The 22,585-nt window shown below is 44.8% G+C and carries 22 protein-coding genes and 1 tRNA gene; 8 read left to right on the forward strand and 15 right to left on the reverse strand.

Annotated features, from left to right (window positions below; genetic code table 11):
- Window positions 1-12 precede the first annotated feature (12 nt).
- Together VMUT_RS05000 and VMUT_RS12450 are read right to left on the reverse strand one after the other, a co-directional pair.
- Window positions 13-1,536, reverse strand: a complete 1,524-nt coding sequence (locus tag VMUT_RS05000; RefSeq protein ID WP_148224665.1) for a sodium:solute symporter family protein — start codon at window positions 1,534-1,536, stop codon at window positions 13-15.
- Window positions 1,536-1,703: a DUF3311 domain-containing protein gene (locus tag VMUT_RS12450; protein ID WP_013604340.1), complete on the reverse strand. Its 168-nt coding sequence runs from the start codon at window positions 1,701-1,703 to the stop codon at window positions 1,536-1,538. Before VMUT_RS12450 ends, VMUT_RS05000 begins: the two co-directional genes overlap by 1 nt.
- 139 nt (window positions 1,704-1,842) lie before the next feature.
- On the opposite strand from VMUT_RS12450, the gene VMUT_RS05005 reads away from it, so the two are divergent.
- Window positions 1,843-2,415, forward strand: coding sequence for a metallophosphoesterase family protein (locus VMUT_RS05005; protein ID WP_013604341.1), 573 nt, complete (start codon window positions 1,843-1,845; stop codon window positions 2,413-2,415).
- 100 nt (window positions 2,416-2,515) lie between these two features.
- On the opposite strand, the gene VMUT_RS05010 is transcribed toward VMUT_RS05005, so the two are convergent.
- Window positions 2,516-2,776 (reverse strand): hypothetical protein, encoded by a 261-nt coding sequence (locus VMUT_RS05010; RefSeq protein ID WP_013604342.1) that lies wholly within the window; start codon window positions 2,774-2,776, stop codon window positions 2,516-2,518.
- The gene (locus VMUT_RS05015; RefSeq protein ID WP_148224667.1) at window positions 2,773-3,771 is read right to left on the reverse strand and encodes a hypothetical protein; all 999 of its coding nucleotides are present in this window, start codon (window positions 3,769-3,771) and stop codon (window positions 2,773-2,775) included. Before VMUT_RS05015 ends, VMUT_RS05010 begins: the two co-directional genes overlap by 4 nt.
- A gap of 105 nt (window positions 3,772-3,876) precedes the next feature.
- On the opposite strand from VMUT_RS05015, the gene VMUT_RS05020 reads away from it, so the two are divergent.
- The gene (locus VMUT_RS05020; protein WP_013604344.1) at window positions 3,877-4,668 is read left to right on the forward strand and encodes an SDR family oxidoreductase; all 792 of its coding nucleotides are present in this window, start codon (window positions 3,877-3,879) and stop codon (window positions 4,666-4,668) included.
- Window positions 4,669-4,701: 33 nt separating this feature from the next.
- Here VMUT_RS05020 and VMUT_RS05025 read toward each other — a convergent pair whose 3' ends face one another.
- From VMUT_RS05025 to VMUT_RS05040, 4 genes are all read right to left on the reverse strand, one after another.
- On the reverse strand, window positions 4,702-5,517 hold the full coding sequence (locus VMUT_RS05025) for a proteasome assembly chaperone family protein (RefSeq protein ID WP_048056878.1): 816 nt from the start codon (window positions 5,515-5,517) through the stop codon (window positions 4,702-4,704).
- 273 nt (window positions 5,518-5,790) lie between these two features.
- Window positions 5,791-7,260 (reverse strand): hypothetical protein, encoded by a 1,470-nt coding sequence (locus VMUT_RS05030; RefSeq protein ID WP_013604346.1) that lies wholly within the window; start codon window positions 7,258-7,260, stop codon window positions 5,791-5,793.
- A 283-nt stretch (window positions 7,261-7,543) separates the two neighbouring features.
- Complete coding sequence (locus VMUT_RS12770; protein ID WP_158304783.1) at window positions 7,544-7,693, reverse strand: hypothetical protein; 150 nt, start codon at window positions 7,691-7,693, stop codon at window positions 7,544-7,546.
- A gap of 134 nt (window positions 7,694-7,827) precedes the next feature.
- Window positions 7,828-9,819, reverse strand: coding sequence for a xanthine dehydrogenase family protein molybdopterin-binding subunit (locus VMUT_RS05040; protein ID WP_013604347.1), 1,992 nt, complete (start codon window positions 9,817-9,819; stop codon window positions 7,828-7,830).
- Between the two features lie 99 nt (window positions 9,820-9,918).
- On the opposite strand from VMUT_RS05040, the gene VMUT_RS05045 reads away from it, so the two are divergent.
- Genes VMUT_RS05045 through VMUT_RS05055 form a run of 3 tightly spaced genes read left to right on the forward strand, consistent with a single transcriptional unit; the run spans window position 9,919 to window position 12,985 of the window.
- Window positions 9,919-10,440, forward strand: a complete 522-nt coding sequence (locus VMUT_RS05045) for a gamma carbonic anhydrase family protein (RefSeq protein ID WP_013604348.1) — start codon at window positions 9,919-9,921, stop codon at window positions 10,438-10,440.
- 2 nt (window positions 10,441-10,442) lie between these two features.
- Window positions 10,443-11,522, forward strand: coding sequence for a glycosyltransferase family 4 protein (locus VMUT_RS05050; RefSeq protein WP_013604349.1), 1,080 nt, complete (start codon window positions 10,443-10,445; stop codon window positions 11,520-11,522).
- Window positions 11,523-11,563: 41 nt separating this feature from the next.
- Complete coding sequence (locus tag VMUT_RS05055) at window positions 11,564-12,985, forward strand: phosphohexomutase domain-containing protein (protein ID WP_013604350.1); 1,422 nt, start codon at window positions 11,564-11,566, stop codon at window positions 12,983-12,985.
- 7 nt (window positions 12,986-12,992) lie between these two features.
- Here VMUT_RS05055 and VMUT_RS05060 read toward each other — a convergent pair whose 3' ends face one another.
- From VMUT_RS05060 to VMUT_RS05070, 3 genes are all read right to left on the reverse strand, one after another.
- Window positions 12,993-14,102 carry a M42 family metallopeptidase gene (locus VMUT_RS05060; RefSeq protein ID WP_013604351.1) on the reverse strand — a complete coding sequence of 370 codons (1,110 nt, stop codon included), beginning with the start codon at window positions 14,100-14,102 and terminating at the stop codon, window positions 12,993-12,995.
- Window positions 14,103-14,192: 90 nt separating this feature from the next.
- Window positions 14,193-15,638 (reverse strand): NCS2 family permease, encoded by a 1,446-nt coding sequence (locus tag VMUT_RS05065; RefSeq protein WP_048057197.1) that lies wholly within the window; start codon window positions 15,636-15,638, stop codon window positions 14,193-14,195.
- A gap of 154 nt (window positions 15,639-15,792) precedes the next feature.
- Window positions 15,793-18,138 carry a M1 family metallopeptidase gene (locus VMUT_RS05070; RefSeq protein WP_013604353.1) on the reverse strand — a complete coding sequence of 782 codons (2,346 nt, stop codon included), beginning with the start codon at window positions 18,136-18,138 and terminating at the stop codon, window positions 15,793-15,795.
- A 292-nt stretch (window positions 18,139-18,430) separates the two neighbouring features.
- Here VMUT_RS05070 and VMUT_RS12775 point away from each other — a divergent pair, with 292 nt between their 5' ends.
- Entirely contained in the window at window positions 18,431-18,604 is a 174-nt protein-coding gene (locus VMUT_RS12775; protein ID WP_158304784.1) for a hypothetical protein, read from the forward strand.
- Here VMUT_RS12775 and VMUT_RS05075 read toward each other — a convergent pair.
- Window positions 18,583-18,670, reverse strand: a tRNA-Ser gene (locus tag VMUT_RS05075). The two genes, VMUT_RS12775 and VMUT_RS05075, sit on opposite strands and share 22 nt — an antisense overlap.
- Window positions 18,671-18,965: 295 nt before the next feature.
- On the opposite strand from VMUT_RS05075, the gene VMUT_RS05080 reads away from it, so the two are divergent.
- Both VMUT_RS05080 and VMUT_RS05085 read left to right on the forward strand, forming a co-directional pair.
- Window positions 18,966-20,501 (forward strand): hypothetical protein, encoded by a 1,536-nt coding sequence (locus tag VMUT_RS05080; RefSeq protein WP_013604354.1) that lies wholly within the window; start codon window positions 18,966-18,968, stop codon window positions 20,499-20,501.
- A gap of 145 nt (window positions 20,502-20,646) precedes the next feature.
- Window positions 20,647-20,949 carry an ATP synthase subunit C-like protein gene (locus tag VMUT_RS05085; RefSeq protein WP_013604355.1) on the forward strand — a complete coding sequence of 101 codons (303 nt, stop codon included), beginning with the start codon at window positions 20,647-20,649 and terminating at the stop codon, window positions 20,947-20,949.
- A 45-nt stretch (window positions 20,950-20,994) separates the two neighbouring features.
- Here VMUT_RS05085 and VMUT_RS12210 read toward each other — a convergent pair whose 3' ends face one another.
- The 3 genes from VMUT_RS12210 to VMUT_RS12220 are packed head-to-tail and all read right to left on the reverse strand — an operon-like array spanning window position 20,995 to window position 22,581.
- Window positions 20,995-21,666 (reverse strand): M20/M25/M40 family metallo-hydrolase, encoded by a 672-nt coding sequence (locus tag VMUT_RS12210; RefSeq protein ID WP_083805472.1) that lies wholly within the window; start codon window positions 21,664-21,666, stop codon window positions 20,995-20,997.
- The gene (locus tag VMUT_RS12215; protein ID WP_083805473.1) at window positions 21,596-22,324 is read right to left on the reverse strand and encodes a M20/M25/M40 family metallo-hydrolase; all 729 of its coding nucleotides are present in this window, start codon (window positions 22,322-22,324) and stop codon (window positions 21,596-21,598) included. Before VMUT_RS12215 ends, VMUT_RS12210 begins: the two co-directional genes overlap by 71 nt.
- A gap of 2 nt (window positions 22,325-22,326) precedes the next feature.
- On the reverse strand, window positions 22,327-22,581 hold the full coding sequence (locus VMUT_RS12220) for a hypothetical protein (RefSeq protein ID WP_052298504.1): 255 nt from the start codon (window positions 22,579-22,581) through the stop codon (window positions 22,327-22,329).
- Window positions 22,582-22,585: the final 4 nt, after the last annotated feature.

Consider the following 22,585-nt stretch of genomic DNA (forward strand, 5'->3'; position numbering starts at 1 on the left):
TAATGGCTTCCACTAAGCACTGCGTCTAATTGCCATGGCTATGCCAGTGCCAATAAGCACTATCAGTAGGTTCACGGCAAGGGCTATAATGGCTATAAAAACGAGATGCCCAGCTATTGGGTATAATGGGGACATTGCAGAGGGCTTATGAGGCGTTATGAACATGTAAATACCGAGTCCTAGCCCAACAGCCCAACCAGTCATGAGGGAATATTTATCGAGCTTATCCGTAACTAGGCCTAGGAATACGGCAGGTAAAGTCTGTGTGATTATTATGCCACCCAATAATTGAAGCCATATTGCGTAGGTTGCTGGAACGATGAAAACAAAGCCCAGGGCTAGGAACTTGAAGATCACGGATGCCCATTTAGCAGCCCTTGTTTCTCCCGGTGGCGTTATTCTTGGATGTAACGGCTTAATTATGTTCCTAACCAATAGGTTCGCCTGAGCCATTGCCATTATTGCGGCGGGTACGAGACCACCAACGAAAACACCAAGTAGGGCTAAAGCCGCAAGCCACTCAGGCAATGCAGTTACTGCCAGTGTCGGTATTACCAAGCTACCCCTGGCTGATGCTGGGAATAGACTTAGTATTTTCATGGCCTCTGGACTACCGTATACTAATATACCGTACATTGCAAGTAATGCCAGTGCGATACCATATATAGGCAGTAGGGCGGTGCTCATGGCAAGCTTTTTATCGCTCTCGGCACTTAAGGCACCATTGACAGAGTGTGGGTATAGGTATAGGGCAAGGCTACTACCCATCCAAAGTGTTGTGTATGTTATGAAGAATGGGCTCTTCAATGTGGATACTCCAGTTGGTAATGCCTTAAGTGTTGCGGCCTTAAAAGCTGCTGCAAAGCCGCCGGGAATTACGAAGGGGACAGCCACGAGTATTGCTATGACACCTAGGAACACGAGTACGTCCTTAAAAACGGCTGTTAGGGTAGCGCCTCTAAGTCCGCTGGTGTATACGAAGGCTGCTAATATTATGAAGGAAATTGTTAATGCTATATCGCTTACCATCTTAACGTTCTTAACAATGCCAAGGAGCATTATCGTTAGGACTGCCTGCATACCAACTATTTGTAGGGCTATGTATGGGAATTCAGCAACAACTCCAGTGGCGGCAATAAAACCAGCCAGTAACTTGCTCTTGAACCTATCCTGAACAAAGTCAGCGGCCGTAACATAATTTCTTAGCCTACTCCACCTCCAGAGTGCTGGCATTGTAACCGCGGCCAGTGCAAATACCGTAGCTACGTATGGAACGGCATAGAAATAAAGAGCACCACTGGCAAATACGCCGGATGGTACTGCAACGAATGTATAGGCCGTATAGAGGTCAGCACCGACAAGGAACCAGACAAGGAATGTACCTAACCTACGACCGGCCAAAGCCCATTCATGTAGTTGGTTAAGATCACCCCTACGCCATCTAGCGCCATAGAAACCGAGGAATATGAACACTATAAAGAATCCAAGAAATATACCCCAGCCCAGAGGACCAACTAATGGGCTTGCCATACTCATCACCTTTTACCAGGGTAAAGGAGTAATACTCCAATTACAAAGAGTATTGCCGATATTAATAACCATAATGTCTGAAACCAATAGAAGAACGGAACGCCACCAAGCTCAGGCTGTATGGTGTTATATATTGGTAGTAACGTGTAGAGTACCCATGGTATTACAAACAATATACCAGCAACAAACTTACGTCAAGTAGGTATATTTTTACTTGTTTCCGTTGTCATAATGATTACTATATAATAATGATTTTTAAGTAATACCTTTGCAGACAAATTTATTTAGGATTAGGTAATTTTAATAATATTAATGGGCATTAAAATATTGCATATATCCGATATTCATGGTGATATGCATTATATAGACTCAATAGGCAATATCGCAGAGAATGCCGATGCAATAGTCATTAGTGGTGATTTTGAGGATTCGGAGATACTCAATTTATTGAGTAATTACGGCAAGCCCGTATATGTGGTTACGGGGAATATGGACCCAATAAATATTAGGACAAGAATTCAGAGGTACTTAATAGAGGGGCGCGTAATACTCACTGGGTCAATATACCTGGCTGGTTATCCAATAGGCACCGAGACAATTAAAGATCTAGGGTCTAGATTAATACTTGTATCGCATTATCCGCCTTATGGAACTAATGTTGATATGGCATGGAATGGGGCGCATATTGGTAGTAAATCAGTACGGAAATTGATTGAGGAGGTTAAGCCATTAGCCGTATTGTGCGGTCATGTGCATGAATCCCGTGGTGTTGATAGGATAGGTAGTACGGTCATTGTTAATCCAGGCCCATTATTCAACGGTTATTATGCCATTATAAATGTAGATGATAATGGTAATATCAATGCTGAGCTTAGTAAATTATGACCCGCCCAGGCCATTACCTGGGCGGGTTTACGGTGTGGATGCATGCAAGGGGCATTATTTGATTATTTCGCGATTAATTTATTAGTATTGGTTAAGATCTCTATTTTGTTACCGTGAAGTGCAGTAAATCCTCATCTATTGATATCATTCCTTTCTTTCTTAATGACCATAGTATGTCAACTACGTATGGCCTTATCATGGCCTCTAAATCATCGTTTAGGGCAATACCCCTTTTCTTAAGTTCCTCAATTACTGAGTCAACAAAGTTTATTGTTTCGATCCTACCCTTAATGCCACTTAATTTATTCATTGTTATTTCTTCAACAGTCCTTCTCAAGTCTTCAGGTATGCCTATGCTCATTTTATGTTCACCCAGGTAAACTTCATACAAACCTTATTTAAGGGGCATTCGTTGCACTTAAGTCGTGAGCAATAGTCATGACCTATCCTAAATGCACCTCTTTCATAGGTTATTGGATCATTACTCAATCTACCAGTTGCCCTGACTAATCCCTTAACCTCATCAATCTTTATCGTAATCCCATTATTTCTATTGGCAATTATTCTACTTAATATTTTCATAGTATGCTCATTGTTTAGGACTAGGAATGCACCACTCCTTATTGTTACCATGGTACTATACACGTCAGCTATCATTGTGTAGCGCCTATGGCTGCCCCTGGATATAATGCCAAGGGCAACCGGTAAGTTTGTTTCATGGGAGACCCACCTAATGAATGTTCTAATGGCCCTCTTTCTCCTTTCATTAGCCCTAGGTGGGTAAAACATGGGTAGTGCCTTCTCGAAGTCATTAATGTCTCGAAACTTGGGTATCCACCTTAATAGAGTTGTTCCATAGGCCCTCGTTAACTTTCTTAATCCATAAATGAAGCTATGAATGGCATTACTAACCTCCTGAACATCCTCACCCTTAATGCCCTCGTTCTCATAATCACTTAAAATCTTCATGCTGGTATCATTAATTAATGAATAGCTGGGATTTGATATGATGCGACTTATCTCGCTATAATTCCTGAGCATTATTTTATATATTAATTCGTTCCTCAGATTTCGGAATCCCATGAACAATACTGTGGCGAGTAATAAATACCTAAGGAGTTCCTCCACCCTAGGTATATTTGCGTATAACTGAATGAATGAGTTAATATCAACCCTTCCCTTACTCCTCGTTGTTTCCTGAATGTATACCTCGCGTATTCTTTGATATGTAACAATCAATTCATCAGGTAAGTTCTCAAATATTGTCTCCTTCACTGATGATCCATATTCATTAATTAACCTTATTATATCCTCATACTTACTCCTATTTTGTAAATCAATTTCGAGAGAACTCATTGGCATTAATACGTGAATCCACAGAAATATAAACCTTAGGCATTACATGATTTACTAACGATACTAGGATCATATTAAAAAGGGGGGTAATTATTGAGTGCTCATATGGATTTAGGCCTAAGGAATAAGGTTGCTCTAATAACTGCGTCAAGCCGCGGTATTGGACTTGGAATAGCCAGGGTGCTTGCCCAGGAGGGTGCTAGGGTCATTATTAGTGCTAGACGTGAGGATGAGCTTGCTAGGGCTAGGGATGCCATAATTAAGGAGAGTGGTACTGAGGTGTTGGCGGTCAGGGCTGATTTAACCGTTAAGGATGATGTGGATAGGCTTGTTAGGGAGGCTATGAATGCTTTCGGTAATATTGACATCCTGGTTTTTAACGCGGGACCACCCAAGCCAGGTACATTCTCCCAATTGAGTGATGATGATTGGGATTACGCAACCAAGCTATTACTCCTCAGCGCCGTATGGCTTACCAAGCGTGTTATTAATAGCATGGTCAATAGGAATTGGGGGAGGCTAATCTACGTAACGTCACTAACCCTTAGGCAGCCAATACCAAACCTTGTTCTTTCAAACACAGTCAGACTTAGCCTAGCGGGTCTTGTTAAGTCGCTGGCTATTGAGTATGGGTCTCATGGTATAACGACTAATGGCATAATGCAGGGCTACATAATGACAGAGAGAATAGATCAATTGGCTCAGGAGGAGGCAAGGGCAAGGAGCATTAGTGTTGATGATGTTATTAAGTCATGGAGCAAGGAAATACCGGTGGGTAGGTATGGAAAGCCCGAGGAAATAGGCTATTTAGTGGCTTTCCTAGCCAGTGATAAGGCTGCTTATATAAATGGTTCGATGATACTAATTGATGGTGGTTACGTAAGGTGTGTATTTTAATACCAAGGACTTATTAAGTTTAATATGAAAGTCCTAATAAAACACTGGTAATTCCTCCTTCGGCGGCTTCATATATTCCTCCAGGTTTTTGTCTATTAGGAATGCGTACTTATCAGCATGCTCGGCCAATTTATCGGTGGGTATCTCAAAACCAATGATCTTACTCAGGGCTTTTATTAATTTGAGAGCTGCGGTTACATCGGGTCCATACGTACCAATTGTTTGATTGAGTATTGACAATACATCCTTATGACTCGATAACTTACCACTCTCAATCAACCTATTGATTGCGGTTAATACCTTTGATTCAGCGAGTAATAAGACACCGTTTATGTTCCTGGATAGTACAGAGTCTAGGAACACAGCCTCAATACCCGTTATTGTCGCTTCACGAAGTGGTATCAAGCCTAACTGCCTATATTCGTCTACATGTCCCTCCTCACTTACAAAGTAAATATTATCAGTCTCCTGTTCACTAAGGAGTGATGTTGATGTTAGGCACACAACCCTACCTACGGCATTATCCTCGGCCCAATCCAGGATCTTATCAATAAACTGCCTATAGAGCGTTGGTGGGATTGGCACATGCTGCCTAATTACCACAATTGCGTGCTCTCTATCAAAAAAGAGCCTATAGGGTAGCTTCGCCGCGCCGTCAATTACTGTGACAATGGGTACGTGGACCCTCGGCTTTATTGAACCAATCTCCTCCATCTTAAGTGTCTCCACGAGATACTCAATGGCCACTATGGAAGCCAGCGATGGCTCAGGACATGCCATTATGAGTGTGTTACGTGGATCTCGTGGAATTGACTTAATCTTGATATCGAATACCGTGGTTGAGGACATACCATGACTTAATCAATGCTTGATTTAAATACTTTATGTAAGTAATGCTGGATCAATGGGCACCCTGTCAATCTTGACCTTACTGCCCCTCCTCCTTAGTATGTCCTCCACGGCGTTGGTCACCGCAGCCGCGGCCACACCTACGGGCTTTTAACCCGTAGGACCCGGGTTCAAGTCCCGGCGGGCCCACCATCCTTCGTGTTTTTCTTTGTAATTTAAGTAAGGAAAGAGAAAAAGGGAGGAGGTTTTGTTGGCCCGTGGGTTTGGGTGGGGCTAGGCGTTGTCGAAGCACTTTAGTTTTTGTACGGCCTTGGCTATCTTTTTCTTCCTCCTTTCGTTACTTGTCTCATTGAGCCACTCACCCAGTTTTCGGCAAACCGGCTCCCTGAGTTCTGGCTTATCACGAATTTTCGAATGCAATATCGCAACCTCGTAGTACCTTCTAGCTACACGCAATGATGTTTCATAACCAGCTTTTTTCAATTCCTCAACCAACCTCAAAGTCTCGATTTCATCCTTCCTCCTTGCCCTAAGCTCGACCTTGCAATCACCCCTTACAATAATAGTCATGCTTATGTTCGTTCCAGGAATCATGATTGATTTATTACCCGACTCCTTAACCTCCATGTTCGCCAACTCAATTATTCGCCTCAGCTTCTCTCCGCCAAGGCTTGCGCCAAGCTCGATGAGCTCCCTGATGTCGGGTATTGCCAACCAATCCCTAACCAGCTTGACGGCCTTGCTCCAATTAACCTTAACCTCGACCTTGTAATCCCTCACTTTTATCGTGAAGCCCAACTCATTAACCAATCTCTCGATTATGCCAAGCCACAGCTCATATTTGGCAAGGCCCACCACGAGCTTTAAATACCTCTCACCAACATTAATATAGCCATCACCCCAAACAGCAGGTGCCAAGAACATACTAAGTCTCTCGGTACTGAGCTTCCTGACCTCCTCAGCCACCTCCTCCTTCGGCTTTGTCTCATGGTCATTGGCGATTAAACGCCACGTGATTGAAGCGGCATCCCCATTTATATTTATACCGCTTATGTACATGTGGATTCTGCCTGGGTAACACAGCGGCCACAGGACGGCTTGCCATGGCTGGCTCGTGACCATACTCGGATGTCCATGTTCGACCGATCCATCCGTCATCTCCCAGCCGTGTTGGATAGCCTTGAGAGCTTCCTCATCACTGAATGTGTTGGCTACCATGACGTCATCCCCCTCGAGCTCAGACAGCGTTAGATTTATCGTGATGCCCCTGCCCTTAGCGACCTTATTCACCTCAATAGCCACGCCCTTGTTGTACAAGTGTATCATGAGTGATTTATTGCCGTTATTCTCGCCGGTCACGATTATGTCTATTGCGCTTTTCTCGAGCAAATCCATGAGCTCCATAAACTGCCTCCAATAAATTTCGACCCACTTCTTTCTGAGTTCCTTGAGCAACCCAATCATCTTCCTAACGACCTTCCTCGCCTCCCTCACCTTCCTACCCCTATCGCCCTTATGCTCCCCAAGCCACCTCTCCAACAAATCAATAAGCTCATCAATGAATGCGACATTCTCGAGCTTGCTCTTGTGCCTCTCAACCCTTTCCTTCAACTCACTGATTAGCTCCTTAACCTCCTTGATCACAGTCTCATCAGTCACTGGCTCACCACAGACAAGTCTCCTGCCACGCCTAACACCCCAACAAATCCTTAACTTCTCGACATTAACCTGAGCAGAGGACATTAAACAACCAAATGCATGAACTCTTTAAAAACCTTCCCATTTTACCAGAAAAAGTTAAATATAGTTCAGCGAAAGTTTTGGTTCGCTCACCGGTTTTGATTGAACCACGTCGGAATCATGGGCAGTGGCGTGAGGGTGATCATGCACGTCTTGACAAGTCATTGTTCCATGGAAATTATCGATGTAATGCTCAGTTTGTGGCAGTCGTTGGTTATGGCAAATTAACTAACCAACGCTTTATACACTACGTACTGCAGACGTCGAGACCTGCAGAAGGTGGATCCTAGGGCTCGTCAATAATTACGGCAAACAAATATGCGGCAACGCTGAACCAATCGAAGCATAGCACTAAAGCACACCACCAGCAGTGAGCACAATCAAGAATTGCCCGAACAACTCCAACAAAACCATAGGCACCACCCAAACAACCCACACATCAAACCTAAATATTCACCAGCAAGCACATACAGAAACTGCGCGAACAAAGTTCTACAAAACCTAGGCAATGCATAATCACCCCCAAGGTAGAGTATTAGGTGCACCACACCCCATGATAATACACACACCTCACCAATAATCCTTAACGCCCATTGGCGTCATTGGTGATGGTGATGGAACTATGTGAACCTCTATTTCCGGTATGTCCATGACTGTTGGTAATCCATAATCACCAAGGCTTAATGTTAATAGATTACCATCTTCATCATATCTATACGCCTCATAGAGCGCCAGTGAAATACCTATGGCAGTACCACCTATTATCTGTTCTTTAACGAGCTCCTCATCAATAACATTACCCGGATCTAGGTAAACCACGTGCTTAATTGGCTTAAACCTACCATCCTCATACCTAACGACAGCAATATCACAGGCAAATGGATAGGCAATGAACCTACCAATCTTCGCCTCTGCTGTATATGTGAATGTAACCTCCTCATTACCGAGCTCAAGGATGCTGATTCTCTTGCCATCGCTTGAACGGAAGTAACCCTTTTCATACGTAATGTTACCACCAAGTACATTAGCAGCCTTATTGTATAGTCTAGTTTTCAACTCCTCAACCGCACCAAGCACAGCGCCTGCTGTGAAGACCGCCATACGACTACCACCTGGTCCAAAGGCTTCTGGACTTTCATCACTTGGCAAGTACTCGTAGGTAACCCAATCCATTGGTACATCAAGGAGTTGAGATACGAGTTTAACCGCGGTATGTTCATTACCCTGTCCTTCACCACCAAATCCAAGTCCCACTATTATCTTCCCATTCTTAATACTTAACTTGATACCCTCGGTGCCTTGTGGTGTTGAGGGATCTGTCGATACTGCGATACCAACGCCGGTACTCTCATCCATTAGTGAGAATATGTCGTTACGGGATAGAGCAAGTTCAAGGAGTCCCCTTGGATTTCCTGAGTCGTAGTATGCGTAGGGTGCTTCGTATGGGAATGAATCAATTAAGTTCCTCCTTCTTACCTCTGCCTTATCAATTCCAAGTTCATCTGCTATGGCATCCATAACCCTCTCCAGAGCCCAGGTATGTGGCGGCGTACCAGCGCCTCTGAATGCGCCTGCTGGATTCTTGTTCGTTGCAACAACCGTGGCGTTATATCTTAGGTTCCTAATCTTGTAAGGTCCAGCCAATATACCAAGCGGCTTAAAGGCTTGCCCACTCCCTCTACTGGCTCCAGCATCTTCCCAAATACTTATGTCCAACCCCTTAACCACACCATCCCCATCGAAGTAAGCCTTAATCCTGAACCTCCTCTCAGGACCACTTGAATTAGATGCCATTAAGTGCTCCGTCCTAGTCTCAATCCACTTAATCGGTGTCTTGAACTTATAGGCTGCGTATGCCAGGATTATTAAGTATCTAATGAGGGAGAACTTAGATCCAAAGCTACCTCCGTGCCTAACTGGTATGTGCTTAATCGGTATTCCAAGTGACCTCTCTATCTCAGTAACTATTGCCCTACCGCCTTGTATGTTAGATATTATCGTGACACCACTACCCTCCGGATATGTTATGGCTGCGAAGGTCTCTATGGGGTTTCCCGAACTCCTTGACCAATAGAGACTAAGCTCTATCTCCCTTGGTCCGTTGGGCATTTGCCCGTATTCAATTACCTGTGATTGAACAATATTAGTACCCAATTCCTCAAAGACCAATGAATCATTCTTGAGCGCATCGTCTATATTACGTACAGACTTCAATGGTTCATACTGTATGTCGACGAGTTCGGCGAGGTCCATGGCCCTATACACATCATCAGCAATAACCAGCGCCACCGGCTCTCCCTGATAACGGGCTTTATCTACGGCCAGTGGTAATGTCTCAAGACCTGCACCCTCTCTCTCCGTTAGGCCTATGGTTCTAGCCATGAAATCCCTGCCTGTAAGTACCAGCGCCCCCTCATTGATTGCTTTAGATGCATCTATACTTAATATTCTAGCGTGTGGATATGGACTTCTAACGAACACTCCATACTTGCCTCTGTGTGGATGATCATCCAGGAATCCACCTTTCCCAAGCAAGGCGTTGAGTACGTCAATCCTCGGCATGTTGAATAGGGAAATCGATGACTTTTAAGTGTTTAAGAGACATTACTTTATGTGATACATACCTTAATGCTTTAAATAATGCCTTCTAATACCTAGGTAATGCCTGTCGTGAAGGTTGGGGATAAGGTGCCAAGGATTGGTAAAAACGTCTTCATAGCTAGTACAGCATACGTGATTGGTGATGTGATTATTGGGGATAACGTGGGTATTTGGCCCCATGCAGTTATCAGGGGTGACGAGGATAGCATAGTTATTGGCGATAACTCGAATGTCCAGGATGGTGCGGTAATACACACAGATGTTGGTTTTCCAGCTAGGATTGGTCGTGGTGTAACGATTGGGCATAGAGCAATAGTCCATGGCGCTACTGTTGAGGATGAGGTCATAATTGGCATGGGCGCAATAGTGCTTAATGGTGCGGTAATCGGTAGTGGGAGTATTGTTGGTGCTGGCGCGGTGGTTACGCAGGGCACTAAGGTACCGCCTAACAGCATTGTGGTTGGTGTGCCTGCTAAGGTTGTTAGGCAAGCCACGGATGCCGATAGAGAGTACATAAGGAATAACTACCAGGCCTACCTCAGGCTTGCGAGGATGTACATGGATAATGGGGTTAACTTATAATTATGCCATGCATATCATTGGTGACTGATGGTATTGATGGCATCACGGGACCCATAAGAGTCGCCTATTTACTTGGTAAATCGCTCATTAGTACAGGCTTCACTGTTAATGTGATTGCGCCCTACGTGAATGAGGAGTTGAGTAGGTATCTTGAATACGTAGGTATTAAAGTAAGGGATTTAGGCGTTAGGTTAGTGTTTTCTGGTCAATCTGGGCATCTTTTGATATGGTTGGTTAATGGCATAAGGGGGTTGATTAATTACGATAATGATTGTGCATTGATTAACTTATCCTTTGAGTTACCCATTCCATCAACAATATTTTATGCACAGGGTTATGTAAGTGACTTACTCAGGGACTTAAGTAAGGGTTTTCCCACACATTATAAATTGGGTTACTACCTTGCGCTACCCCTGATCCGTATTGCTGATTCCACCTATCACAAGGCCCTCTCACTTTCTAAGTATGTAATTGCTAATTCTAAGTACTCCATGGATTCCGTAGTTTCAAGGGGAGTGAGGGTTTGGGGTGTGATAAATCCTCCAGTGGATACGGACCTCTTCAAGCCAGTGCCCAGCCCTACTCAGGACTATGTATTGACCTATGTGGGTAAGGAGACTCAATTCGATGTACTTAAGGCAATGGCAAATGCAGGGATTAAAATGGTGGCCTTTGGTTCCAAGATACCTTGGTTACCGCGGTGGTTCGTTAAGCATCAAAACATTGATTATAGGGGTAGGGTTAGTGATGAGGAGTTGGCTAAGCTATACGCCAATGCCAAGTTCACAGTATTCCCATTCATGCATGAGCCCTTTGGGTATGTTCCCATCGAGTCCATGGCTTGTGGAACACCAGTCCTCACCTATAATAGACAGGGACCTGGAGAAACCGTAATTAATAATGAGACTGGATGGTTGGTAAGTAATCCCAGTGATTTTGTTAATATGGCGGTTAGGCTGTGGATGCATGGTTATAATAATCATATGAGGATTAGGGCTAGGGAGAGGGCAATGGTCTTTAGCATGCCTAGGATAATTAATAAATGGATGAATGTAATTGGCGCAGTTACTCACGGCGATTAAGAGGATAAAATAATAAAAGGTCGATTTAGTAGGGTAAGACAATGGGTAATAAACTTACATTTCACTTCGGTACGGATGGCGTTAGAGGCGTGATTGATGAGGAGTTCACGGAGTTCCTGGTTGCAGTGCTTGCGGAATCAACATTTCGCTATTGGTCACGTAAATATGGATTACATAGAGTCCTTGTTAGTTTCGACGCGAGGAGGAAGTCAAGGGACTTCGCGCATGTTGCGGCCAGCGTGGCCGTGAATCATGGCTTGGACGTCGTGATTGTTAATAAACCTACACCAACCCCAACAGCTGCCTGGTTTGGTTCTCGCTTTGGTTTTGATCTCATTATTCAGATCACGGCTAGCCACAACCCACCAATATATAATGGCTTTAAGGTAATAACAAGCAAAGGATCACCAGTACAGGAAGAAGATACAAACCAAATAGAGAAATTGTATAGTGATGAGTATAGTGATATTACGAGATCCGTTAAAACTCTCGAGTTGAGGCCCATACCCACAATAGACCCAGCCCCTGAGTACATTAATTACGTCTATGAAAGTGTAACTAAGATGTTTAAGCCAAGGAATAGATTCAAGGTCATTATAGACCCCATCTATGCAACCTCAATTGGTTACACAAGTGAGGTCCTGAGAAGGCTCGGTATGGATGTTATGGAAATACACAATAACTATGACTCAAACTTTGGAGGTAGGGATCCAAACCCAGAGCCTCAAAATATTCCTGAGCTTGTTCAGGAGGTCACTGCAGGCAAGTATGATGTTGGTATATCACATGATGGTGATTCTGACAGAATAGCCCTTGTTGACAGGGTTCATGGTTACCTAAGTGCCAACGACATTCTGCCAATAGTCGTTGAGAGACTGGCCTCTGCATCAATGATTAAGAGAGGCATTGTTAGGACTGTATCTACGACGCACATACTCGATAATATAGCCGCCAAGTACGGTTTTAAGGTCGTTGAGGTACCAGTGGGTGTTAAGTACGTGGCCAGGGCAATACTGAGTGGTGAGGCTGACATGGGTGGTGAGGAGAGTGGTGGACTTGTTTACTCATGGCACATACCTGATAAGGACGGTATATACACGGCATCCCTAATAGTAGTCATGGCCTCGGAATACGGTAGCTTAACAAGCCTAGTGAGCAATGTTAGGAGTAAGTATGGCAGGGCATACTTCAAGAGGGTTGACCTTGACATGAGGAATTCAAAGAAGTTCGTAAATGATAACAAGGAAGAATTACTTAAGTTATTGAGTTCATTGGGGCCGAACCCAAGGCCCATAACTATTGATGGTGTTAAGGTCGTGTTTAGCGATGGTTCCTGGATCCTAATCAGGGGTAGTGGCACCGAGCCTAAGTTGAGGATTTATAGCGAGGCCTTAAGCATGGATAGGGTTGAGGAATTGATAAATAATACAACAAATATTGTTAACCAATTATTAAAGCAATGAATCTAATTTACTTCGATGCAACCTTAATAGTCTTCTCCCTAAGTTTTTGAGCAAGCTTCTCGTCAACTCTCGATAATGCTTCACTGAGTAGTTTAGCCGCATTAATTGCATCATCAATACTTAATAACTCCACAGGACTATGAACATACCTGGTGGGTATTGATATCGTAGTTGCCGGTATACCATCCCTCCTAAAGGCAATTCCCAATGCATCAGTCGTACCACCAATCAACACCTCTAATTGGTATGGTATCTTCAGCTCCTCAGCAACCGATATTAGGAAATTCGTTAGTGTTGGGTGAGCAATGAAGACGCTGCCTCTACCGCCATCCATAACCTTAACGGCCGGTCCCTTGCCAATCCTAGTCACGAACTCACGCTCAGTGACGCCAGGCACATCAGCCGCAATCGTGGTATCCAGAGCAATCGCGAAATCTGGATATACCCTATCAGCCGCAATTTGGGCGCCCCTGAGACCAACTTCCTCCTGCACCGTAGCCACGAAGTAGATAGTAGCCTCACTATCCCTCAGCTGTCTAGCGGCCCAAAGCATTACGGCCACGCCAACCCTATCGTCAAACGCCTTACCAGTGACCACATTCTCATTAAGAACCTCAAAGTCCCTATCAAGGATAGCCACCGAACCAACCTTAATACCCAACTTCCTAACCTCCTCATCACTTGATGCCCCAATATCTATGAATAAGTCCTTAAGCTCAGGGGCCTCTCTCTCCTTACCAGGTGGTGTAACGTGAGGTGGCCTACTACCAATTACACCCTTAATCTTCCTACCATCAACGGTCTTAATAACAACCCTCTGACTAACTAAGGTCACCTCATTCCAACCACCAATGGCCCTAAATCTCAGGAAACCATTCTTATCGATATTATCAATCAATAGGCCAATTTCATCAATGTGGGCGGCAACCATGGCCTTTAGGTCCCTTCTCCTGCCGTATCGAACACCAATTACATTACCCCACTTATCAACTATTAAATCATCGACATAAGGCCCCAACTCCTTAATGACCAGATCCCTAACCTCATCCTCAAAGCCTGATGGCCCGAATGCCTCACTCAACCTTTTGAGTAAGTCTATGAATTCCTGTGACCCCATCAATGAACATAGACCTAACATATTTATTTAAAGGATATCCCCTACTATTGCTTGGCTTCATTTGAGTTACGACACATGATCACTATGACATCATGCATGAAGTGCGGGAATCATAGCCGTGAAATATAGGATGAACACTAACGTTATTATTAACGTTGTTATTGAGATTTCACGGAACCTACCAGTGATGAGTTTCGTGAGCGTGTACGTTATAAAGGCAAGTCCAATACCAGTGGCTATACTGTAAGTGAGCGGTATGCTTATCATGGCCACAAAGGCAGGTATTGACTCGGTCAAATCGCTGAAGTTGAGCTTGGGTATTAATGATACAAACATTAAACCTACTAAGATCAGTACAGGTGCCGTTGCGCAGTCGGGCACCATAACCACTATTGGCCCTAGGGGTAGGAATGCCAGGAATAACAGACCGGTCACCAGCGATGTGAGTCCGGTCCTTCCACCGCTCTCAATCCCAGCGGCAGACTCAACGTAGATAACCGTGGTCGTGGTTCCGGCCAACGCACCAACAATTGTGCCCGTGGCGTCCGTGTACAATGCCCTCTCTATATTGATCGGTCTACCGCTCTTATCCACAAGGCCTGCCCTATTTGATAAACCCACAATAGTACCTATGCCATCGAAGAACTCGATCATCCATAACGAAAAAGCGACCGGGAATGCCAAGCTTACTAATCTGAACCACCACATGATGTTATCGGGGAAGTTCGGTATTAATGATGTGGAGAACAAGGGTAATTGTACCAAGGTTGTCGGCGGCTTAACTAGGCCTAGCCCGAGGCTTATCAACGTTATTGTGATGATCGTTATCAAGAACGCACCTGGCACATTCTTTATGTATAGGAATATCGCGAGTATAAGCCCTATAAATGCAAGTATTGAGGATGGAGTCACAAAGGCCTTCGTATTAAAGGTAACAGGCGTACCACTGCCGGGTAGCACAAAGCCTCCGAGTGAAAGCCCTATAAACGTTATGAACAAGCCAATCCCAACACTGATGCCTATGGCTAGGTTGGACGAGATTGATTTAAGGATTCTTTCCCTAATCCCTGACCATGCCGTGAATAGGAATATTAGGCCATCAATGAATACCGCCGTTATTGCTGTCATGAGGGCTATCTTAGCGGCCTCGGGACCGGCAATACCCATGTTAATTAGCACCGTCGTGAAGGCAGGAATTACTGAGAAAGCTATGAAGGAATTCTCACCCATACCTGGCGCCATCGCAAATGGTAACCTGGCAAAGAACGCCATGAACAACGTGCCAAAGGCAGCCGCAATAGCCGTTCCAGCAGCAATACCTAACTTAATCGTATAGACCAACGCCTGGTACTGAGCACTCAAAGTATTCGTACCCAACGCATGCATTAAGGCGAGCTCAAAGCCACCACCAACTATTGTGGGGTTTACGAATAATATGTATGCCATTGTTAAGAATGTGGTTACACCGGCCAATACCTCCCTCCTAGGGTTAACCATAGTGACGGTCGGCGGCGTTAATCGATTAATTAATGGCATACTAAGTATTGTTATTATCATTTTCTTTTAAACGTTATCTTTAGTATCTAGCACCGTATTCTGGATAATTATTTAAAGAATTGATTAAACAATTATTAAAACAATAGGGTTAGTATGATTGTATTTTGACTACCTAAATTCGCTACCTTACGATTTAAATACTGCGAAATAGGCGCGAGTATACCCTCATAAGCTCAAGACTCGCCCTAACACCCATTTCAATACCCGATATGTTCAACCCCATTAAGAACCTCTCCACCTCATCCTCCTGACCAATACCTATAAGCGGTACCGAGTACGTAAGTACCCTAGACAATACACCGGGGTCTCCATAGGCCTCTATGAAACGCTTGTAATTACTCATTAACCACCTCAGGTTCAAGTCACGTACATACGGATTCCTAGAGCCAACCGTGAAGAATTGGAGATCCTGTCTCTTAACCTCACCAGATACCAGGAAATCAAGGGATTTCTGATACTCACCCCTATCAGTGATACTTAACATTGCAGCTAAGACCTTGGTCCTATCCTCATCTGTTGTTAATGACCTGTAAAGCCCCCTAAGGGTCTCAAACGGCCTTTCACCAACCACGGCATACGCATTAACAACCGCCTGCCTCATGACAGGGGTTAAGCCCTGGTAATCCTTAATCAAACCCACTATAGACCTTGCGTAATCCTCGTCGATCAATGCACGGCGAGAAAGCACCAACTCCCTAACATCATCCATACCAGAAACCTTCTCAAGCAAACTACCCTGTACCCTAATATACTCAGTAAATACCTCCTTAACTGCTGATGGCTTTATTGAGTATAACGTACCCAATTGGGAGATTATGGTAATCGTCAGTAGGTAATTAACTATATCACTTAATGACCTAACTAAGCCCAAATACTCGTCCAACTTGATCGAGCCCTGAAGCAGGTGGGCATATGCATCATTTATTACACTCCACCTCTCAAAGTGATTAGATGCGTTGCTTAAAGCCCTAGACCAATCACCGTACTTAACCCTATAATAACCGCTACCGTTGACGTTGAGGAACAGGGATGCCGATGAAGCACTGAGCATTAATGAGTCGCGCTCCATGAGTATTGTATTGACAACGCCATTAAGCCTATAGATAATCGGTGTTGGCCAGGTATCGGCCGTATTGCCACCAAGCACGAACCTAGACTGCCTAAGCGTTATCTCCTTACCACTATCCTCAATTGTTATGACTGGGTGGCCCGGCTTATCGACCCAGGCCTTCATGATCCTAGTAACGGGCTTGCCGCTTACCTCCTCAATACTGCTCCATAGGTCATCCTCGGTGGCGTTTGAGTAGGAGTACTTCCTAAGGTAGTTACTAAGGCCTCTCCTGAAATCCTCCTCGCCAACGTAATTCTCAAGCATCCTAAGTAGCGATGCACCCTTACCATAGCTAATGTCATCAAATATCTCGAAGGCCTCCTCCTCACTACTAATGGGTACATGGACAGGGTGGGTACTCATTAAGGAATCCCTGAGCATAGAGCTCGTGGTCTCATCGGCAAGGAATCTATACCAGACACCCCAATCAGGGAAGAGCTTGTCCATTGCCTTGTAGCTCATGAATGTGGCGAAGGACTCATTGAGCCACAGGTCATCCCACCAACGCATTGTGACCAAGTTGCCAAACCACTGATGCGCAATCTCATGCGCCACAACCTCAGCCACACGCCTCCTAGTCAACTCAGTACTGCCCCTACCCACGAGCAGTGCGGTCTCCCTAAACGTTATTGCGCCCCAGTTCTCCATAGCGCCAGCCGCAAATTCCGGGACATGAATCAGATGAAGCTTGGGTAGTGGGTATGGTATGCCGAAGTAATTACTGTAGAATTCAAGCACGCCCTTCGCGACATCAAGCGCGAACCTACCATCCTCAACCCTATCCTTAATTGGCGTGGCGAAGATCACATCAATACTACCGACCCTATCCCTGGACTCAAAGAACCTGCCAATACCCAGGTAAAGCAGGTATGTGGACATCCTAGGGGTCTCCGCAAACTCAAATACCTTCCAGGGGCCATCCCAGTAAACCCTGACCGGTGGCGTGTTGAATATCACGTCATAATCACCATCAACCGAGACCCTAAACCTAAACCTAGCCTTGGCGGCCGGGTGATCAACACAGGGTATGAAGTACCTGGCGCCCGTGGGCTCAAACTGCGTAGTTATTATGTAGCCACCCCCATACGGAGCCCTATAAATACCCAACAACCTATCGCTAACCCTACCCTCAAACAAAACCCTAACAACACCACTAACCGGTCCCCGAACCCTCAACACCTTCCCATCATAGGAATAATCAACGGACCTACCACCAACCTCAACAGACCTAATCCTAAGATCAACAGCATTAAGCATTAAGTCGCCCACGGAATTAACATGAACATCCACAACACCCTCATACAACAAATCCCCAAACCTAAACCTCAAATCAACCACGTACAACTCGATATCGACGTTAAGCGACACACAACACATAAGGTGCACACATTATTAAATATAACGCAAGCCAGATCTAAATACGAAGAAAAATCCCCAGGGCCTATTAACCATCGTTAATACCAACGCCTCCGAAAGCGCCTCTGCCTTACTATCTACAAATAAATAGTATTGTACTTTTAGTAAATTATTTATCCAACATAGAGGCTCTCACGCAATTCTTAGATTTTCACGTTGGTAAGACACCCATGATAGCATTACACGGCATTTAAATATTGAGCCAAGACGAATGCTACAAATTCCCCTCATTGAGTAAGATGTTGTGGATTCACAGCAGTTGAAACTGAGTAAACCGTGGTTAAATACTGAGGAGTATAGGAGAGAGCGCATTTTAGAGACCAGGTACGATACTAAGCTCGCATTGAAATTCCTTGAAGCAGGCCTGTACAGAAATGCCAAAGAGAAAAAAGAATCTGGTGCCGGGGCCGGGATTTGAACCCGGGCCCCCTTGCGGGGACGGACTTAGCAGGCCCGCGCCTTCACCGTGCTCGGCCACCCCGGCGTTTTGTTTACCATGTTTTTGATTTAAAAGTCTTTTCCTGCGAGTTACGGTGCCAATTAGTAAGAGCGAAGGACTTGCATTATTTATTAATTTCAACTTTAAAGTGAGGATACTGCAACTCATTTATGGACAATATTCTCATTCTAAGTATAAGAATAAGGAAGGGAAAAGAAGATTTTAATTTTTCATGTGCTTATACGGTACTATTCTTTTAATTGTTTACTTACATTTTGATTTATAATTATTCTCGTAAGTGACTTATTAGTCCTGTTGAGGTTAGTTCTATGGATGTTTCATGGCTCTTAATGGTTTGAGGATTTGCTGGGGTGTGAAGGTTAGGGGTAAGAAGCGATTAGAATGTGGTGAGACCGTCAATAACCCAGAGATAGTTAGTGAGGTGATGAAACTAATCAATGAGTTCTTAAACCGAATCGAGAAGCATAAAAACGTATTACTAAGCAGTGAGACTACGCCATTTGATTTTGCTATCAATGCCGTAAGTAATTGGTCGTCTAAGGCAATCGTGATTGCTAAGAGTGATGAAATAATTATGGAACTTGAGCTGACAGAGCATAATGTCGGTAGGACAATGATCGAGTTACTGAGTCAAGCTAGGGAGAGGTGGCTGGAAATACATAGGCTGGAACTGGAGGAGTTAATTAGGAAGTTGAGAGGTAATGAGATTTCAATAATCATAACTGGAGAGCCATTTAATAGCAATAAGTCGTTTATAGTGCATTTATATACGATACATTTAGCAATTGAGATAGAGAGGGTGGCTGGGGCTAAGGGGGCAACGATACGCATGTCGCTAACGGGATTTAAGGGTACTCATATTATAACGCCGAAGCTTCTTGATGATGAAAAGCTAAGGGCTATGCAATACGGCTTATTACTAACAGATGGGTCTATCCATGAGGGTGGTTATCCGATAATGAGCACAAGTCAACTTTGGCAAGCTGTCACCTTCACACTTGTGTTTCCAGGTAAGGTCTATGCAGGCATAATAGGTTTAAGTCTCAATGAGGATGACGTGGGAATTATTTGGCGTCTAAGGGCTGTTGATTATAGGGGTATGTTTAAGAGGAAGGCTGAGGTTGCTGAGCGAGTCCTAGAGCTTGGTGATGAGGATTTCATGGGCTTCCTGCTCCTCGCGGTATTGTGTGATGGTGATGTAGATGTTGGGAAGAGGATGATTAGGCTTACCATGGGTGGGTCGAAGCGTGGGTTGTGGGGTGAGGTCATTGAGAGGTTGGTGGGTTATGGATTTAGGGAGGGTGATGGTGGGCGTAGGAAGGCGTATAGGGTTTGGGAGTCGAAGGCTATTGCCGTTGCTCGTAAAATGCTGGGTGACTCGGTGATTAGGTCTATAATAGAGAACCTAAGTGAGTTGCCTGATGCTGAGAAGCTTAGGCGGTTGATTGGGTTGGCTGATATGGAGGTTAGGTCTTTGGGTCGTTCAATGGTTGAGGTGGTTGATGGTGTTTGGATGAGTATTAATGTGTACAGTAGTGGTACTATCCAGCTTAGGGTTGTGCGTAGAGACTACGAGGGTGCGAGGAAAATTTGGGAGAGGTTACGAGGGGTAGGTTATGACGCCAGGTTGAGGAGGTATGGTGAGGTCTTTGTGGTTCGCATAAACATGGGCGAGGTCAAGAGGCATCCAGAGCTTGCTGCCAAGGTATGCGGATTACTGAGGGGAATGCACGAGGAAGTATTGGGTGAGGGAAATACAAGGAGAGTTCAGAGTATAGCTAAGGTGATGGAGAAACTAAGCTGTCAAATAATGTCCCGGTCAGAATTCGAACACATAAGATGGGGTTCCTGTTGACTCTGTGGTTCAACGCCTTGGGCCTGGTTCGACTGTTCTGGCGTTTTCTTGGTCAGTTTTTGTTTGTTTTATGTTTTATGTTGTGGGTTTCGTGATTGTTTTTCTGGAATAAAATTTTAATAATGTCTTATGTCTTGTTTCGTTGATGGTGAGTAGGAGGGTTATCAGGGTCTTGGTAATTGCAATGATAGCGCTTAGTCTCGTGGCTTTGATCGTTCATGCACAAGCTACTGATCAAGCGCAGGTTGAGGCTGCTAGGGCCTTGGCAGCTGGTATTGGTTTTGGACTTGCGGCTCTCGGTGCCGGCATCGGCATCGGCATTGCTGGTGCTGCATCAGTAAGTGCCTTGGTTGAGAGGAGGGAGTTGTTCGCGCTCTACCTAGTATTCGTTGCCCTGGCAGAGGCAATTGCGATTTATGGCCTAGTGGTCCTCTTCATATTGTACTAATCCAGGTCCTAAGAATAATTAGCGTCAAAAATAACCGCTTTTTAATCACGAAGAAATCAATCGCCTAACTAACAATGGGTAGAATCTACTCGTGATCTCCAGGGACTTTATACTCACGTATTCATTAGGACCATGCTCATTACCACCCACTGGACCGAAGTCTATAGTCTCAATACCAAGTGGTGAGAAATACCTGGCATCGCTCGCACCAGCCATCTCCATAACCCTAGCCTCAAGACCAAGCTCACTAAGAACCTCGCTGGCTGTTTTAACGAGTCCTGAGTCACGCGGAGTGTATAGGTAACCCCCACCGCCCTCACTTTCAACCTTAACCTCGATTCCCTGGAAATCCTCCCTCAACACGTCGATCATAGCCTCCTCAATGGCCTTGGCATCGTTAGTCATAGCCCTAACATTTATGATGACCTCATGACAATCACCAACAAGCCTATACACATTAGGAACAGCGGTGACATCGAACACGCTCTGAGCCTTAACCCTAGGCACAAACCTTGTCAACGGCAGTAGAGCCCTAACGAGTCTAGTGAGCCCATCATCAACCTCCTGCTGTGGGCAATCACTGCAGGGCTTAACCACGTCAGCCTCAACCCAGGTAGGCGTGACATTACTCTTAACAAAGCCGCCCCTAAGGCTGACTACGTATGCATTGTTGAGCCATACGTATTGGGAAAGGGCAATGACTGGGTGTATCGACACCGTTTATGAAGTAAGCGGCGTGGTACGGAGGCGTGACCTTATAATCGAGTTGAAACCTAATGGGCTCCCTACGCCCGTTAACCACCGCCTTCTCAACCCTAGACCTGACCCTGGCATTGAATATGGCCCTCCTCCTATTTATGATAACCATCGAGTGTCCATCGGCATTAATCACGTAGTTCGGCCTAAGACCATTACCCAGTAGGTAATCCCTCACGACCCTAGCCCCATTCTCACCACCAACCTCCTCATCAGTTGTGAATGCGACGATAACCGTGCCCCTGTCTATATTTACCAGGTCCTCTAATGCCTTAAGCACGGCGGCTACATTACCCTTATCATCAAGGGCCCCACGCCCATAGGCGAGGTCACCCTCAACCGTTAATTTGAGTGGGTCATACTTCCACTCACTGCGTATGAATGGTACGACGTCTAGGTGAGCAAGCAATAAAACTCGCGGTTCACCAGAACCAATAACACCAACTATACTCTTGTAACCACGACTGACCAACACTCTCGTCCTCATATCAAGCCCATTTAACACGCCCTCGACAAAATCAATGACACTAGGGTCGGGATATTTACCGTTGTCAGGGTCATTCACGGTATCAAAACTTATCAGGGATCGTAATAAATCAATGGCCGAACCTTTACTCATGCTTACGCCCCCAATTCAATACCCTTAGTCTCCTTGTATAGGACAGCCGTTAGTATTATTGGTATTACTATGAGAGGTAATAGCCAATATATTGGTGCAAGCGGCGTGTGTAATGAGGATATGAGGTACGTCACAATGAATGGTGTAAAGCCGCCAAGTACTGCGACCCCAAGGTTATATGAAAAGGCGACTCCTGTATACCTTGATACTGTTGGGAATATCTCGGCAAGTATCTGCGCATAGGCACCATTATACACAGCA

This window comes from Vulcanisaeta moutnovskia 768-28, from assembly GCF_000190315.1.
GTDB classification, from domain to species: domain Archaea; phylum Thermoproteota; class Thermoprotei; order Thermoproteales; family Thermocladiaceae; genus Vulcanisaeta; species Vulcanisaeta moutnovskia.

Excerpts from the sequence above, each read along its gene's own strand:
- VMUT_RS05000 (WP_148224665.1), bottom strand. The coding sequence starts at position 1,536 with ATGAGTATGGCAAGCCCATTAGTTGGTCCTCTGGGCTGGGGTATATTT.
- VMUT_RS05030 (WP_013604346.1), bottom strand. The coding sequence starts at position 7,260 with ATGTCCTCTGCTCAGGTTAATGTCGAGAAGTTAAGGATTTGTTGGGGT.
- VMUT_RS05055 (WP_013604350.1), top strand. The coding sequence starts at position 11,564 with ATGGGTAATAAACTTACATTTCACTTCGGTACGGATGGCGTTAGAGGC.
- VMUT_RS05040 (WP_013604347.1), bottom strand. The coding sequence starts at position 9,819 with ATGCCGAGGATTGACGTACTCAACGCCTTGCTTGGGAAAGGTGGATTC.
- VMUT_RS05080 (WP_013604354.1), top strand. The coding sequence starts at position 18,966 with ATGGCTCTTAATGGTTTGAGGATTTGCTGGGGTGTGAAGGTTAGGGGT.
- VMUT_RS05065 (WP_048057197.1), bottom strand. The coding sequence starts at position 15,638 with ATGCCATTAATTAATCGATTAACGCCGCCGACCGTCACTATGGTTAAC.
- VMUT_RS05005 (WP_013604341.1), top strand. The coding sequence starts at position 1,843 with ATGGGCATTAAAATATTGCATATATCCGATATTCATGGTGATATGCAT.
- VMUT_RS05025 (WP_048056878.1), bottom strand. The coding sequence starts at position 5,517 with ATGTCCTCAACCACGGTATTCGATATCAAGATTAAGTCAATTCCACGA.
- VMUT_RS05085 (WP_013604355.1), top strand. The coding sequence starts at position 20,647 with ATGGTGAGTAGGAGGGTTATCAGGGTCTTGGTAATTGCAATGATAGCG.
- VMUT_RS12215 (WP_083805473.1), bottom strand. The coding sequence starts at position 22,324 with ATGAGTAAAGGTTCGGCCATTGATTTATTACGATCCCTGATAAGTTTT.
- VMUT_RS05045 (WP_013604348.1), top strand. The coding sequence starts at position 9,919 with ATGCCTGTCGTGAAGGTTGGGGATAAGGTGCCAAGGATTGGTAAAAAC.
- VMUT_RS05020 (WP_013604344.1), top strand. The coding sequence starts at position 3,877 with ATGGATTTAGGCCTAAGGAATAAGGTTGCTCTAATAACTGCGTCAAGC.
- VMUT_RS05050 (WP_013604349.1), top strand. The coding sequence starts at position 10,443 with ATGCCATGCATATCATTGGTGACTGATGGTATTGATGGCATCACGGGA.
- VMUT_RS05010 (WP_013604342.1), bottom strand. The coding sequence starts at position 2,776 with ATGAGCATAGGCATACCTGAAGACTTGAGAAGGACTGTTGAAGAAATA.
- VMUT_RS05060 (WP_013604351.1), bottom strand. The coding sequence starts at position 14,102 with ATGGGGTCACAGGAATTCATAGACTTACTCAAAAGGTTGAGTGAGGCA.
- VMUT_RS05015 (WP_148224667.1), bottom strand. The coding sequence starts at position 3,771 with ATGAGTTCTCTCGAAATTGATTTACAAAATAGGAGTAAGTATGAGGAT.